This window comes from Microbulbifer weihaiensis (assembly GCF_048323715.1).
In the GTDB taxonomy this organism is placed as follows: domain Bacteria; phylum Pseudomonadota; class Gammaproteobacteria; order Pseudomonadales; family Cellvibrionaceae; genus Microbulbifer.
The window spans coordinates 375,180-389,684 of record NZ_JBLWFL010000005.1; the positions used below are offsets into that span (position 1 = coordinate 375,180).

12 protein-coding genes and 1 riboswitch are annotated in these 14,505 nt (G+C 56.3%); of the genes, 6 read left to right on the forward strand and 6 right to left on the reverse strand.

Annotated features, from left to right (window positions below; genetic code table 11):
- Window positions 1-112 precede the first annotated feature (112 nt).
- Window positions 113-2,188 carry an acyltransferase family protein gene (locus tag ACNKU7_RS07930; RefSeq protein WP_418296428.1) on the forward strand — a complete coding sequence of 692 codons (2,076 nt, stop codon included), beginning with the start codon at window positions 113-115 and terminating at the stop codon, window positions 2,186-2,188.
- Between the two features lie 113 nt (window positions 2,189-2,301).
- Here the strand turns inward: ACNKU7_RS07930 and ACNKU7_RS07935 are convergent, their stop codons facing one another.
- The 5 genes from ACNKU7_RS07935 to ACNKU7_RS07955 all read right to left on the reverse strand — a co-directional run bounded on the left by ACNKU7_RS07935 (window position 2,302) and on the right by ACNKU7_RS07955 (window position 7,007).
- Window positions 2,302-3,690 carry a glutamine synthetase family protein gene (locus tag ACNKU7_RS07935; RefSeq protein WP_418296429.1) on the reverse strand — a complete coding sequence of 463 codons (1,389 nt, stop codon included), beginning with the start codon at window positions 3,688-3,690 and terminating at the stop codon, window positions 2,302-2,304.
- Window positions 3,691-4,033: 343 nt separating this feature from the next.
- A complete protein-coding gene (locus ACNKU7_RS07940) occupies window positions 4,034-4,567 on the reverse strand; it encodes a hypothetical protein (protein WP_418296430.1) in 534 nt (177 codons plus the stop codon).
- 180 nt (window positions 4,568-4,747) lie between these two features.
- Window positions 4,748-4,966, reverse strand: a complete 219-nt coding sequence (locus ACNKU7_RS07945) for a hypothetical protein (RefSeq protein ID WP_418296431.1) — start codon at window positions 4,964-4,966, stop codon at window positions 4,748-4,750.
- A gap of 119 nt (window positions 4,967-5,085) precedes the next feature.
- Window positions 5,086-5,523: a hypothetical protein gene (locus tag ACNKU7_RS07950; protein ID WP_418296432.1), complete on the reverse strand. Its 438-nt coding sequence runs from the start codon at window positions 5,521-5,523 to the stop codon at window positions 5,086-5,088.
- A gap of 485 nt (window positions 5,524-6,008) precedes the next feature.
- The gene (locus ACNKU7_RS07955; protein WP_418296433.1) at window positions 6,009-7,007 is read right to left on the reverse strand and encodes an LLM class flavin-dependent oxidoreductase; all 999 of its coding nucleotides are present in this window, start codon (window positions 7,005-7,007) and stop codon (window positions 6,009-6,011) included.
- A gap of 142 nt (window positions 7,008-7,149) precedes the next feature.
- Window positions 7,150-7,251, forward strand: a riboswitch (TPP riboswitch).
- Between the two features lie 57 nt (window positions 7,252-7,308).
- On the opposite strand from ACNKU7_RS07955, the gene ACNKU7_RS07960 reads away from it, so the two are divergent.
- The 5 genes from ACNKU7_RS07960 to ACNKU7_RS07980 all read left to right on the forward strand — a co-directional run bounded on the left by ACNKU7_RS07960 (window position 7,309) and on the right by ACNKU7_RS07980 (window position 12,942).
- The gene (locus ACNKU7_RS07960) at window positions 7,309-9,453 is read left to right on the forward strand and encodes a TonB-dependent receptor (RefSeq protein ID WP_418296434.1); all 2,145 of its coding nucleotides are present in this window, start codon (window positions 7,309-7,311) and stop codon (window positions 9,451-9,453) included.
- A gap of 53 nt (window positions 9,454-9,506) precedes the next feature.
- On the forward strand, window positions 9,507-9,755 hold the full coding sequence (locus ACNKU7_RS07965) for a hypothetical protein (RefSeq protein ID WP_418296435.1): 249 nt from the start codon (window positions 9,507-9,509) through the stop codon (window positions 9,753-9,755).
- Window positions 9,748-10,386, forward strand: coding sequence for a nicotinamide riboside transporter PnuC (gene pnuC / locus ACNKU7_RS07970; protein WP_418296436.1), 639 nt, complete (start codon window positions 9,748-9,750; stop codon window positions 10,384-10,386). Before ACNKU7_RS07965 ends, pnuC begins: the two co-directional genes overlap by 8 nt.
- The gene (locus tag ACNKU7_RS07975; RefSeq protein WP_418296437.1) at window positions 10,383-11,243 is read left to right on the forward strand and encodes a phosphotransferase; all 861 of its coding nucleotides are present in this window, start codon (window positions 10,383-10,385) and stop codon (window positions 11,241-11,243) included. The genes pnuC and ACNKU7_RS07975 overlap by 4 nt, the downstream gene beginning before the upstream one ends.
- Before the next feature lie 211 nt (window positions 11,244-11,454).
- Window positions 11,455-12,942 carry a M20 family peptidase gene (locus tag ACNKU7_RS07980; RefSeq protein ID WP_418296438.1) on the forward strand — a complete coding sequence of 496 codons (1,488 nt, stop codon included), beginning with the start codon at window positions 11,455-11,457 and terminating at the stop codon, window positions 12,940-12,942.
- A 272-nt stretch (window positions 12,943-13,214) separates the two neighbouring features.
- Here the strand turns inward: ACNKU7_RS07980 and ACNKU7_RS07985 are convergent, their stop codons facing one another.
- A complete protein-coding gene (locus tag ACNKU7_RS07985) occupies window positions 13,215-14,333 on the reverse strand; it encodes an acyltransferase family protein (protein ID WP_418296439.1) in 1,119 nt (372 codons plus the stop codon).
- Between the last annotated feature and the right edge of the window lie 172 nt (window positions 14,334-14,505).

Here is a 14,505-nt window from a genome sequence, read left to right on the forward strand (position 1 = left end):
TGCACTTTTTAACCGCTCCAAAAGTGATATGATCCCGCCCCGGTTTTCTGCGCTTGGTAGTGTCTGAAGACGTTTAAGTTTCCCAAGTCGAGAAGTGAGGTTTTGGGGTTTCATGGGGAAAAGTGGTTATCGTCCAGACATCGACGGCTTGCGAGCACTGGCCGTCCTGCCGGTCATATTCGGCCATGCAGGCCTCCCCGGTTTTTCCGGCGGATTTATCGGTGTTGATATTTTCTTTGTCATTTCAGGTTTTCTGATCACCAGCATACTGGTTCGGGAAATCGCCAGTGGTGACTTTTCAGTGGCCCGGTTCTACGAACGCCGTGCACGCCGGATCCTTCCTGCCCTGTTTGCGATGATACTGGCCTGTCTGATCGGAGGCTGGTTCCTGATGCCTCCGGAAGCCTTCGGGGCGCTCGGCCGCTCTGTGATCGCCGCTATTTTGTTCCTATCCAACGTATGGTTCGCCCGCAGCACAGAGGACTACTTTGGTACAGCGGCAGAGTGGGAACCATTGCTACACACCTGGTCGCTGTCGGTGGAAGAGCAGTTCTATCTGGGGTTCCCGCTGTTACTGTGCCTGCTGGCACGGGGACCTCGCGCACTCATGGTGGTCGGCGTCGGGCTATTGACCGCGGCGTCATTTGCGTTCTCGATCTGGCAAACCCGGACTGAGCCCACGGCAGCCTATTTCCTGACGCCCGCGCGCGTGTGGGAGCTGAGTGCCGGCGCCCTACTCGCCATGGGTGTTCTGCCCAACTTAAGGCGGCGGGTACTGGCCGAGCTTATTGGTCTGGCGGGCGTGCTGATGATTATTGCCAGCATTACCTTCTACGGACCACAGACCGCATTCCCCGGTAGTGCGGCAATGCTGCCCGTCGCAGGCGCCATCGCGCTGATCTGGGCAGGCAGCATCCAGGAAAACCGGGTGTCACAACTCATGGGCAGCCCCATGCTGGTGGCTATCGGGCTTATTTCCTACTCACTCTACCTCTGGCACTGGCCCGTACTCGTCGGCCTGCGCCTGCTGCAGGGGAGCACTCACCTTTCGACAGGCCTTGCCCTGTTCGCTGTAGCGCTATCCGTGGTATTGGCGTGGGGTAGCTGGAAATTTATCGAGCAGCCGTTCCGCGCCGGGCGGAAGCCCCGAATAACGCGGCCGGTAATAACACGTCTTTCCGCCGTCAGCGCAATGCTATTCCTTGGAACCGGCTTCGCCATCAAAGCGTACGACGGCTTCCCAAGCCGGCTGCCGGAGCCGCAGCTTGCCACTTATCAACAGGCGTTCAGCGGCATAGACCGGCAGGAGCGCTGCATGAAGAAAACCCCCGCAACCGGCCTGTGCACGATTGGCAGTGCTCCAAAGGAAAGCCAAGGGAATGTAGCCCTGTTCCTGTGGGGCGATTCGCACGCGGCGGCCTGGTTACCGGGCTTCGATCACTTGCTCGAAAAACAGAAATTCACCGGTATGGCAGCACTCAAATCTGGCTGCCCACCGCTTATGGGATTGCGCCGACTGGACAAGTCCGCGTCGCACCGGTGTGACCTCTTCAACAAGCAAGTCCTTGAGCTTTTAGCGTCGCGGGAAGATATGCCGGTAGTGGTATTGGCCGCTCGCTGGGCACTGGCCGCTGAGGAGAATCGTCCGGAAGGCGGCAAAGGTATGCAGTTTGCTTCCGCAGAATCCTACACGACCGCGGTACCGGATTGGGCTGTGCAAGCGACACAATCCTCACGGGGAGCCTTGGTAGCCCACAGGCTCGACCAAACGGTTGCCGCCATTCGCGCAACTGGACGCAAGGTAATACTGATGAAAGGTGTGCCGGAAATAGGCCACTCCGTCCCGGCTGCGCTGGCAAAAACAGCATTCACCAATACGGCCTTCCCCGAAGGGCCAGCGGCTAGCTATGTAGAAGCCCGGCAAGAGCAATCCGATAACATTATCGATATCGTGGCAGAGCGCCACGGCGCCTACACCGTCAACCCCCGCGAACTGCTATGCGAAGACAACTGCCGCATAGCGCAGGGGCGCGAGCTGCTTTACCGTGACGACGATCATTTGACGGCATTTGCTGCTCGCAGGTTGCTACCACAACTGATTGAGAAGACGCCGCCGATAAAGGCGCTGACTAATCGTTTAGCCTATTCTGAACTGAATGAACAGAGTGTCTCCCATCCCCGGGGTTGAGCCCTGAGTCATCAACAGTCCGAGTTGAAGATCTATACTTATGCCAACAAAAAGCCCCCAACTCCCAGGAGCCGGGGGCTTTTTCGTAATCGCGTAAGAACGGTTCGGACGTCCTATACGCTCAACAATAAATGTTCACGTTCCCAGGGGGAGATTTCACGGTGGAACTGGCGCAGCTCCTCCTTTTTTACCTCCGCAAACAGCTGACAGAAGTCTTCACCCAGCACCTGACGAATCTCTGAGGCATCGTCGAAAATACGCAGCGCCTCGTCGAATGTGGTCGGGATGTAGGCATCAGACGATTGACCCTCGTCCAGCTCACCCACTGCGGGCGCGCTCGGTTCGATCCTGTTCACCATGCCAAGATATCCACAGGCAAGGCTCGCAGCTATCGACAGGTACGGGTTGGTATCCACCCCGATCACCCGGTTTTCCAGACGCCGATCCTGGGCACCCGAGTTCGGCACGCGCAACCCGGTCGCCCGATTGTCGTACCCCCAGGCGATATTGGTGGGCGCACTGGAGTTTGCCTCCGATTCAAAACGCCGGTAGGAATTGACGTTTGGTGCAATAAACGGCATTACCTCGCGCAGATATTTTTGCGTGCCGCCGATAAAGTAGCGGAACAGGTCGGAAGCTTCACCGTGTTCGTCGGAGAAAATATTCTTACCGGTACGCATGTCCACAACGCTCTGGTGAACATGCATCGCACTGCCGGGCTGATCGCGCATCGGCTTGGCCATAAAAGTGGCAAACATGCCGTTATTCAACGCGGCTTCCTTGATGATCCGCTTGAAGTAAAACACCTGATCCGCCAGCAGCACAGGATCGCCATGGGTGAGGTTGAACTCCACCTGGCCGGCGCCGTCTTCCTGTATCACCGAATCGATATGCAGGCCCGCGGATTCGGCGTAATCATAGATGGTATCAATGACCGGACCATACTCATCAATGGCCGACATGGAGTAAGACTGCAGCGCGGTGCCGGAGCGCCCGTTGCGCCCTACCGGCGGCTTGATCGGTTCATTCGGGTCGATGTTCGGCTGGGTCAGGTAAAACTCCAGCTCCGGCGCCACAACTGGCTTCCAGCCCTTAGCCGCGTACAGGTCGAGGATCCGCTTCAGGATGTTTCGTGGCGCACACGGGATGGCGTTTCCATCCAGGTCATGCAGATCGTGGATAATCTGTAGTGCCGCCTGTTTGGCCCAGGGAACGGCCATCGCCGTCGACATATCCGGCACCAGCAACATATCACTCTCGGCCCACTGGTTTTCGATATCCATCTCGACGTCTTGACCGGTGATCGTCTGGTAAAAGATCGAAATCGGCAGATAGATGGATCCGTCGGGCGAATACTTGTTGAGGGGCATTGCCTTGCCGCGGGACATCCCGTTCAGGTCAGGGACGATGCACTCCACTTCGTCCAACCTGCGACCGTTTAGATAGGTTTTAAAGGCTGCCGGCAATGTATCCAGCCAGGAACGATTTTCAGACTGAGCCATGGGAACTCCCGCGATTGAAATGGCATATCCCGCCAGTGTAACGGAATTCGCGCCATTCATCGCTTATGAATTCGTTGTCAGCCACCCACACCGGCGGAGAGAATCTGTAACAGCAGCCGATGGAGGCGAGGCTTGCAAGAGGCAGAGAATATAAAAAGCCCCCCTCACCACAGTGAGTGGGGACTCACTCGCGTATGCCGGCGACGCTTTGCGGAAACAATCCGGCTGGCGACTCCCCAAAAGCCCGTCTTTTTTTATTTGCAGATCGCCATTTCCGGTGGCTTAACCTGCCCATTCAGACGTTCACACCGGCAAAAATGTGGTTTATCCAGCTCGGCCCGGTTCAGCCGATAATCTGGAAGGCATGCTGCCGATAGAGATAATCAAAGTCCGCGCTCTGCTTTCCTTCGGCCTCACTGCGAGCGGCACCTTCATCCCGACGATTCCACGGATAATTGAAATGCCCCAGGCGCACCATGGATTCAAACCGCTTGGGATCAGAAACTGGAATACACGTGAAATACAGGCCATCAAGCGGGAACTGCATGGCGGATGGGATTTTCGTGCGCATGCTTTCCAGCTTTGGGAGCAGCTCGCGATAATATTCCCTGATCGAGCGGCTGGCCTTGGTTCCGCGACGCCGACGCCCAGCAGAATTCACCCCGATAAAGTGCTCCCCGAGACGCTTGCGCAACGAATACTCATGCTTACCCACGTACATGGGCATAAAATTGGTAGGATATCCCGCTGCATGCAGACCAAATGCTGTCGCCTGATCCGCGATATAGACGTCGCGCTTAAATCCTATCTCGTAAATCCCGCTGACCTCTGGTGCATTCAGATAGTCTTTAAGCGGTCGCAGTGGCTGCCAGTTCACTCCCCCTATCAAAGCTTTACCCTCCCTGTTGAGCTCGACAGATAAATGAAGGTCGTTAATCTAACGCGGGCGCAAATCCCATCGCAAGGGAAATAAAATCCACTCTGACACTATTAATGGTTTTCATGAGGCGCCGGGGTAACACGATGACAATCACGCGCCAAAAAACCAAGCTTTACTCTACTCTGGCAAGTCATTGCAAACCTTGCAGGCAATCCTGTTTTTATAATTTCTGTAGCGAACAACCAAAAAAATACTGGCACTAGTGAATGCCCAAATAGCGCCAAACTCCAATGCGTACGCCAGCCCCCGCCCCTTGAGGTACTGCACGCCGGCGAACAGAAAAAACAAAACCAGCGCCATTAACACATACTGAACCGTCCACTTTTTTACCGGCATGAACACTGCACTCCCTGCACTCCAAAACTTGAAAAAAACAAAGTCAAACGTCCGATTTTTAATCGGCCCACATCAGCATTTCTTTACCCCATAAGATATCACGACCACAGACACGAGCATCAATCCCACAACCAGCCAACTTGAAGCGACATAAGAGAATCCGAAAACTCGCCATTGGTAGCCGAAATCCCGGGTTCCACAAAAAACCCGCCATACTGAATCGTTGAACTAATTCCTATGTACTCCCAACTCAAGTCGTACTCATCTTCAGAATCACGATAAAAATCAAATACTTCGTCAGCCCTTGTGGCACCCGCGACAAACTGTATTGATCGAATAGCCCCACTGTCTCGACGGAAAAACTGGTATCCGCCTTCCACCCCATAAACCGCCCCGGCATAGCCAATCGCAAATTGAAGCGGCAAGCCACTGATCTCTTTTTTGGCCACAAAATTGATCCCCCCGGGGTTCCCCATCGAGACCCCAAATTGGTCTTTTGCAAATCCTTGATCAGAAACAGCCAGGAGAGTGAACGAAAGAAAAAATTCCTTTTTCATAATTCCCTTAACCTTTGAATTCCCCAATTAAATAAAACACATTTTCTCCATCGACACACGAAAGGCCACATATACCCACAGATTCACTATCCATTTTCTTATAGATAATTTTTCAATTCATATTTTTAATGTGAAACGATGGAACCAATTAATCACCCCATGAAACAACATAAAATGTCATCGACCCTGATCTCGGCTCAGCACGATGACCAGCTAGTTGGCGACAATAGCGTTTTCAATAATGTTTATCTATTTGAAAAAAATGAAAATGGCGGATGACCAGGCTGAACTGCTTCGCCACACAAGGAACTGTTGGCTCTGCTGGTCGAGAATTGTCAAGCGGCTTTGAATGTGAGGTTGCAATCGAAACTCAACGAGGATGTTACCCCTTCTCCATTTCCTGGCGAAGGGGAATGTCACTGCGGACGGCTTTCTTAACCGTACCCGTTACCGCATAGGTAAAGCCCTAACCAATGCGTGATGTATCAGTAATTGACCCGGGCGTTCAGTACTTCCGCGGCAAGTTCAAACGAGTACAAACGCGCATCGTGCTCGTACATCGCACCAGTCACGATCAGCTCATCCACTTGAGTACGCGCGAGAAACTGGTCGATCCACTGCGCGACGCTTTCCTTCGAGCCCACTGCCGATTCCGCCAGCGCCTGCGCAACCTGCATACGCTCGCCCCGCGGTGCCACGGACTCCATGTCATCGACCGGCGGCTTGAGCGGGCCGGGTGTGCCGCGACGCAGTGCTATGAACTGCTGTTCAATAGTCGTCATAAGACGCCGCCCCTCAGCGTCGGAATCCGCGGCGAATACATTGATGGCCGCCGCGGCATAGGGCTTGTCCAGGTACTCGGAGGGGCGGAACCCGGAGCGATACAGGTGCAGCGCCTGATCCAGCATCGCCGGTGCGAAATGCGAGGCGAACGCAAACGGCAGCCCCATCGCCGCGGCGAGCTGCGCACTGTACAGGCTCGACCCCAGCAGCCAGATCGGCACCCCCAGTCCTGCACCCGGTATCGCCAGTACTCGTTGGCCGGGCTTGACCGGCCCGAAGTAATGCTGCAATTCCCGCACGTCTTCCGGGAAGTGATCCGCTGCATGCATGGGGTCACGGCGCAGGGCCGTCATGGTCGCGCCGTCGGTTCCCGGCGCGCGCCCCAGCCCCAGATCCACTCGATCCGGGTACAAGGTCGCCAGGGTACCGAACTGTTCGGCAATCACCAGCGGTGCATGGTTGGGCAGCATCACGCCGCCTGCGGCCACCCGGATCTTGCTGGTACCGGCCGCAATGTAGCCCAGGGCGACGGCGGTGGCTGCACTGGCAACGCTGGCGATATTGTGGTGCTCCGCCATCCAGAAGCGCTTGTAGCCGTGGTTTTCGGCATGGCGGGCAAGATCCAGCGAATTCGTCAGAGCCTGCCGGGCGTCGCCGCCTTCGGTAATCGGGGAAAGATCCAATAGTGAAAAAGCACGCACAAATACTCCTTAGCGCCAGCTGTTGACCTTCGATACCGGCAATCCTACCGGACATGCAGGGGGAAACCCACGGAAGAAACAAAGGACGCCGCAACAACCACGCCGCAGTTCCTGGCACAGGGCAGATCTGTTACTATCGCGCCCGCAACCTAAGGGGTGGCTTAAGCCTGAGATGCTGTCAATTCGGCAAACCCTTGAACCTGATCCGGTTAATACCGGCGTAGGAATAGGTATATATCCAAACATCCTCCTCGCGTCGCGCACCGGGTCTCTTTCATCACCAGTTTACTGAGAGAGAGCCATGAACCCACTGTTCAGAACCAATCCTTTCGCCCGCTTTATCGGACTTGCCGGATGCCTTTCCGTCGGCCTCGCTAGCGCTGCTGCTGAGAGCAATACCGCAGCACTGGAAGAAGTCACCGTGACCAGCCAGCTGCGCGACGCCAGCCAGCTGGACACGCCGACCAGTGTCAGCGTGTTCGATGGGCAAGCCATCGACGCCCGCGGCGCGCACAACCTGGAGCAGCTGCTCAACCTCGCCCCCAATGTGAACTTCTCCAGCGGCGCCTCCCGCGGCCGCTTTGTGCAGATTCGGGGCATTGGCGAGCGCAGCCAGTTTATTGACCCGGTTAACCCTTCTGTCGGCCTGATTGTCGACGGGATCGACTTTACCGGCCTGGGCCTCGCCGCCAGCACGCTGGATATGGATCAGGTGGAAATCCTGCGCGGCCCCCAGGGCACAGTGTATGGGGCCAACGCCCTCGCCGGTCTGATTACCATGACCAGCAACGCCCCCACCAGCGAGCCCAAGGCGAAGGTCTCCGCGGAAGTGGCCGAGTACGGCTCCCACACCCTGAGCGGCGTGGCCAGCGGTGCCCTTTCCGATCGCCTGAGCTATCGCTTGGCTGCTCAAAACCAGCAGTCTGACGGCTATGTCGAAAACCGTTTCCTCGGCCGTGACGACACCAATGGCCTCGACGAAACCGTGGTGCGCGGCAAACTCCGCTTCCAGGCTAGGGATGACCTGCAACTGGATTTCACCCTCCTGCACCTGGATGCCGACAACGGCTACGATGCCTTCTCCCTGTACAACAACCGCGAGACCCTGTCGGATCAACCGGGACGGGATGCGCAGGAGACCCTGGCAGGCGCAGTCAGCGCATTGTGGACCGGCAGCGACGGTTTCACCCTGAAAACCGTCCTCAGCGCCGCCGATTCCGACACCGAGTACAGCTACGATGAAGACTGGACCTACGTGGGTTTCCACCCCTGGGAGTACAGTTCTACCGACAGTTACCTGCGCAACAAAGACAACCTGAGCGCCGATATCCGCTTGTTATCCACAGAGCGATCCAGCCTGTTCGGCGGCACCACCAGCTGGGTGGTGGGTGTTTACCTGCACACGGAAGAGGAAGCGCTGGTGCGCAACGCCAGCTTCAACAGCCAGTTCGATACCGAAAACGGCGCTGTCTACGGCCAGCTGAGAACTGCATTCACTGATCGCCTGGCATTGGTTACCGGCCTGCGTTTCGAGCAGCGCGCCGCCGATTACGCCGATTCCCTCGCCGTTCTCAGCAAGACGGACGAAGACTTGTGGGGCGGTGATATCACCCTGGAGCTCTCCGCCACTGACAACACGCTGGTTTACGGCACCGTTTCCCGCGGCTACAAGGCCGGTGGCGTGAACGGACGCATCATATCCGCGTCGGCGAGCAACCCGGATATCAGCCGCGATGCCTTCCAGTTCGATACCGAGTACATGCTCAACTACGAACTGGGTATCAAGGGCGCCTGGCTGGACAGCCGCCTGCAGGCACAGCTCGCCACTTTCTACCAGGATCGCCGGAACGTACAGGCCAAGCAGTCCATTTTCGATCCCGCGGATTTCTCATTTGACGATTTCCTCGCCAATGCCGCCGGGGGTAAAACCACCGGACTCGAAATCGAGGTGGACTACCTTGCCAGCGAAACGCTGCGCCTGTTCGCAAGCGCCGGCTGGCTGAATGCTGAATTCGAGGACTTCGAAAGCACTTCCCATGTGGACGCTCGGGATGACTACACTGGCGAAGTGCAGCCATTGGATCTCGACGGCCGCGACCTGGCCCACGCGCCGTCCTACCAGTTTTTTACCGGCGCAGAATATGCGCTCAGCGCAAACCTGGCCCTGCGTGTGGAAGTTGAAGGTAAAGACGCCTTCTACTTTTCCAACAGCCACAACGAAAAATCCACCGCCTATGAACTGCTCAATGCACGCCTGACTTATACCGGTGACAACTGGGATGTTTCACTGTGGGGCAGAAACCTGACCGATGAGATTGTCTACACCCGCGGTTTCTACTTCAGCAACCAGTTCGGCAACAACCCGGCCAACGGCTATGCACCCGAGGCTTACTACCAGCTTGGTGAGCCGAGAATAGCCGGCGTTTCTGCGAGCTATACCTTTTAACGGCAAGGCCAATACCGGGAGAAACAGCAGTGCAGCTTTCAGTGGAAATCAGCATGTATCCGTTAAAAGACGCATACATTCCAGCCATCAAGGGTTTCATCGAGCGACTCAAGCAGCATCCGCAGTTGCAGGTAATCACCAACACCATGAGCACCCAGGTATTCGGTGACTACGACCTGGTCATGGACACACTGAAAGCCGAAATGCGCGCGTCCTACGAACAGTTTGGTCGCGCCATTTTTGTGTGCAAGTTTATCGATGGGAACCTGAGCCCGGAGGCTACGGACAGCAGCGATGTTTAGCCCCGAAGTACGCGAATCCATGATTGCCGCCTTCGCGGCCATGTCCCTGTGGGAGCTGGCCGCGGTGGTGCTCGCGCTCGCCTACCTGTTGCTGGCGATGCGTGAAAAGATCAGTTGCTGGTACGCAGCCTTTGCCAGCACCGCGATTTACCTGTTCCTGTTCTGGGATGTGAGCCTGTTAATGGAATCGGCACTGCAGGTTTTCTACCTGTTGATCGCCGTCTACGGCTGGTGGCAGTGGCGAAACCGACCGGATGCACAAGAGACCCTGCATATTCACCGCTGGCCGGTGCAGATGCATGTATACGCGTTTGCCGCGGTTGCGTTCCTAACCCTGTTGTTCGGTTATGTGCTGGATAACTACACCAGCGCGGCAATGCCCTACCTGGACTCTTTCACCACCTGGGGCGCGGTGGTGACCACGTATATGGTCACCCGCAAGGTACTGGAAAACTGGCTCTACTGGATCGTCATCGACGGTGCTGCGATTTACCTGTACATCGACCGCGAACTGTATCTCACCGCGCTGCTGTTTGTGCTCTACGTGATCCTCGTGGTGATCGGCTTTTTCCAATGGCACGCGCTCTACCAGAAACAGCGAAGCGAACCGGGGCAAGCTGTCACCATATGAGCACGGAGGCGGAAAACATTATCGCCAGCGAGTGGCGGCAATGGAGCGACAGCCGGCCGCGACTGATTCGCGCGCTCACCGGCGGGCTGACCAACCGCAGCTTTCTGCTCCAAGCCGACGGTGAAAAACTGGTACTGCGGGTCAATGCGCGCAACTCCCGCGCACTGGATCTCGACCGCGCAGCAGAGGCCGAAGCCCTGCTCCGGGCCAGTGCCCAAGGCCTCTGCGCTCCGCTGGTGTATATCGACCCGGAATACCGCTACCTGCTTACCCGCTATATCGATGGCGCGCCGCTTGATCTGCGCCACCCTCAGGCACTTTTACAAATCGCAGAATTGCTGCGACAGGTTCACCAGCTGCCACCAATTTCCGCCCGGCTGGATATGGCAGATAAGGCGGAGCACTACTGGCAATCGGTCGACCAGCGGACACCGTTTTTCCCGGCGCTGTCGCAATTGCACCAATTGATGCAGTCACTGCTCCAGCGCAACAGCAGCCCGGAAACTCATCGGCTGTGTCACAACGACCTGCTCCCGGACAACCTCATTGTGGATAACTCCGGTGCTCTCCACGCCATCGACTGGGAGTACGCCGCGATCGGCGACCCGTTTTTTGACCTGGCAACAGTGGCACAGGGCTACCGGCTGGATCAGCACCAGCAGCAGGTACTGCTTGCGGCTTATCTGCAGCGCACTGTCGATGCGGCCGACCAGCAAAAACTGGCTCACTGGCAGCAGATGTACCGCTACCTGTCGGCACTCTGGTATGCCGTCCAGATGTCTCAATCCGGCGCGGCACCCCAGGCGCAAGAGAACCTGATGACAGAAATCACTGACCTGCTGGCGGCTTTTGAGTAAGCTTGCCCCTCTATCGCCAGACCACCAGCCGCGACCTCCTTAGCACCCTGCGCCATTTTTACGGACGGGAGCGCACAGCCGGGATCGAACTGGAAATCCGTTTCTGAGGTATCCCATCGCGCACGTTTAACACAATTCCAAGAGTAATGCCCATTCGGGTCGACGCGGCGCTGCCGCAGGGCCCATCAAACTCCGATACAAGAGTTCGACCATGCAAAATAAATTCCTCAATCGATGCCTTCGCGGCGCCGGCCTCGCGGTGCTACTACTCGCATGCGTGCTCGTAATCCGCACACTCAGTTTTACCGCACCGCCGGTAGCGGATGGCGAGCCCGAGCCCCTTGACCTCGACGCCCGCGCCATTGCCACGCACCTGTCCGAAGCGATCCAGTTCCGCACCGTCTCCTCGCAACTGACGCAGAGCGATACCCAGCGGGAATTCCACAACTTCATCGACTGGCTGGCGGCGACCTACCCCGAAGTCCACGCCGCAATTCCGCCACAGAGACTGAGCAAACAAGACGGGCAGGTATTTTCCCTGCTGTTCACCTGGCCGGGGAAAAATTCAGAACTGCCTGCGATTCTGCTGTCCGCCCACTACGACGTGGTGCCGGTAATTCCAGGCACCGAAATCGAATGGCAACATCCGCCCTACGCGGGCACCGTGGACGACACCCATATCTGGGGGCGCGGCGCGCTGGATGACAAGAGTGCAGCCATAGCGCTGATGGAAGCGGCCACCGGCCTGCTGCGGCAGGGCTACCAGCCCGAGCGCACCGTCTATATCAGCCTCACCAGCGATGAGGAAATCGGCGGAGAGCAAGGCACCGCCGCGGTGGTGAAAAAACTGCAAAGCGAAGGCGTACAGCTGGACTGGAGCCTGGACGAAGGTTCCTTCCTGCTGCACGGGTTTATTCCCGGCGTGGATGCCCCTATCGCCAGTATCAATGTCGCAGAAAAAGGGTATCTCACGGTAGACCTGGTGGCGCACGGCCAGGGCGGTCACTCCTCCATGCCGCCGCCGGAGACTGCGGTGGATATTCTCGCGCAGGCCCTGGTGCGGCTGAACCGGAATCCCATGCCCGGGGGTCTCGAGGGGTTGAGCCAAAAGCTGTTCGACGCTGCCGCGCGGCACATGCCGTTTGAAAAGCGCCTGATGTTCGCCAACCAGTGGCTGTTCGGCAGCGGTATCGAGGCGGAACTGGAAAAGCAGGGCAGCACCGCCGCCATGCTGCGCACCACTACCGCGCCCACCATGCTCTCTGCCAGCGTGAAGGAAAATGTGCTGCCCATCGAGGCCATCGCCACGGTGAACTTCCGCCTGCACCCGCGGGACAGCATTGATGATGTGCTGCAGCATGTGGAAAGAGTCATCGACGACGAGCGTATCGATGTGGTGATGCGCAGTGGGAATTCCGCCTCCCGGGTATCCAGTGATGAGGCCCCCGGTTTTCAGCTCCTGGCAGACACCTCCCGCGCACTGTTCGGCCCGGTAATTGCCGCGCCGGGGCTGACCATTGCCGGTACCGACAGCCGCCGCTACGAGGAGGTGGCCGATAACAACTACCGCTTCAACCCCATGCTGGTCACCCGCGAAGATGTGCACGGATTCCACGGCACCAACGAGCGTATCAGCATCGACAATATGGTCAAGGCGACCGGGTTTTATCAGGCCCTGATCCGCAATGCGAATTTATAACCGCAATAACGCGTAACAGCGATAAAAGGCGCGCGCTGCTGCCAGGCAGCGCACTCCGCACCAAGGTGCTTTCGCAACAGGCATTACAGAAGATAAAACGCTAGTTTTCTAACCCAAATAGCATCGAGTTGCTTACGGCAGATGGATCGGCGGCAGCCTTTGCAGCTATGTAACTGTTGGAGCTGGCGGCGCCAGTGCTGGCACTCGCCTACCAGCTACTGGCCATGCGTGAAAAGGCCAGTTGCTGGCAGGCAGCTATCGGCGGCTCCTTTCTATGATCTCGCCGGTATTTCAGGTGGACTCGCCGTGCCGACCATATCCCATTTCCCATTGAAGAGCAGAGAGGCAACCTTGAGCCGTTTTACTATCAGGAAGTGAAACAGAATACCCACCCCGCACGTCGCAATGGCGGACAGCACCATTCGCATATTCATGGACATCCCGGCGCTCTGCATCACGAGTAAAAACCATGCGACCAAAGTGAAGTGAACGATATACACGGTATAGGCCGACTGGGCCATTATCCGGACAATCCAGAAATCCTTATCGAGAAACCGTGCGGATACAGAAAACAGGAACAGTGAAATGGCAATGGCGAGCACATAGTCATAGAAGAACAAAGTACTGCGCAGGAGGTGTAAATCTTTACTCACAACCCCCAGAGTCAGCCCGGCACTCAGCAGATAGGCATAGCCAGCAACAACTAACAGCGCTATGACACCCCACATCACGCAACCGGTATTAAATCGCACATATATATCTCGCCACAGGTACATGAAGATACCAAGTACGAAATACGGGAAATAGGTCGTCGCCGCCCAAATTGAGTATCCATAAATATGGCTGAATGGAATACCCCACATAAAGCCGGCCAACACAAACTTTTTAAACAGGATACAGCCGATAACCAGCGCAAGGAACAGCAGGATTCTGGCGACCGTCAAAGGCATATACAGTGACAGCCAATTGACTACCCACTGAATGGACTGGACAACAAATTTCAGTGGAATGGTAAATATCAGAAGTACAATGAGGAACCAGGCATGCTGTTGCCAGAACACTTCAAACTTACTTTCCGCCCCTTCAATGGCATAGTAGGTCAGCATCCATTCATTGGTTATCGGAACCAATAGCACAACACAGACCAGGGCCGGCGTGAGCAGCATGATGGTGCGACTTTTAAGGAAGGAGAAGTTACCTTTCCGCTCCAACAGGTATACGGAAAAATATCCGGAAATAATAAAAAAGCAGGCCATCCTGAAAGCGCCGGAGGCTTCACGAACAAAATCGTAATCACCGGCGCCGGCATCCGCATGCGCAGAGCGGTAGAAAACCCCCAGAAACAGCATAAATGCCCGAAGAAAATCCAAGTGGTATAAACGACGATCCATATCCCCCGCCCAACCTTTATTATTTGAAAAGAATGATATTTTTCTTATTGTCACCCCGTGCTTAATGTCCCATTTCTTATATAGAATTTCCCTCAGCAGGCCAATAGAAAACCCGGTTTGCTGTGCCTAAATGAAAAAAAACGCGCCGGTTATTTCAATTTTTCATGACATA

Bases quoted from the DNA above. Each gene is read 5' to 3' on its own strand.
- ACNKU7_RS07930 (WP_418296428.1), top strand. From the start codon at position 113: ATGGGGAAAAGTGGTTATCGTCCAGACATCGACGGCTTGCGAGCACTG.
- ACNKU7_RS07935 (WP_418296429.1), bottom strand. From the start codon at position 3,690: ATGGCTCAGTCTGAAAATCGTTCCTGGCTGGATACATTGCCGGCAGCC.
- ACNKU7_RS07945 (WP_418296431.1), bottom strand. From the start codon at position 4,966: ATGCCGGTAAAAAAGTGGACGGTTCAGTATGTGTTAATGGCGCTGGTT.
- ACNKU7_RS07950 (WP_418296432.1), bottom strand. From the start codon at position 5,523: ATGAAAAAGGAATTTTTTCTTTCGTTCACTCTCCTGGCTGTTTCTGAT.
- ACNKU7_RS07960 (WP_418296434.1), top strand. From the start codon at position 7,309: ATGAACCCACTGTTCAGAACCAATCCTTTCGCCCGCTTTATCGGACTT.
- ACNKU7_RS07965 (WP_418296435.1), top strand. From the start codon at position 9,507: ATGTATCCGTTAAAAGACGCATACATTCCAGCCATCAAGGGTTTCATC.
- pnuC (WP_418296436.1), top strand. From the start codon at position 9,748: ATGTTTAGCCCCGAAGTACGCGAATCCATGATTGCCGCCTTCGCGGCC.
- ACNKU7_RS07975 (WP_418296437.1), top strand. From the start codon at position 10,383: ATGAGCACGGAGGCGGAAAACATTATCGCCAGCGAGTGGCGGCAATGG.
- ACNKU7_RS07980 (WP_418296438.1), top strand. From the start codon at position 11,455: ATGCAAAATAAATTCCTCAATCGATGCCTTCGCGGCGCCGGCCTCGCG.
- ACNKU7_RS07985 (WP_418296439.1), bottom strand. From the start codon at position 14,333: ATGGATCGTCGTTTATACCACTTGGATTTTCTTCGGGCATTTATGCTG.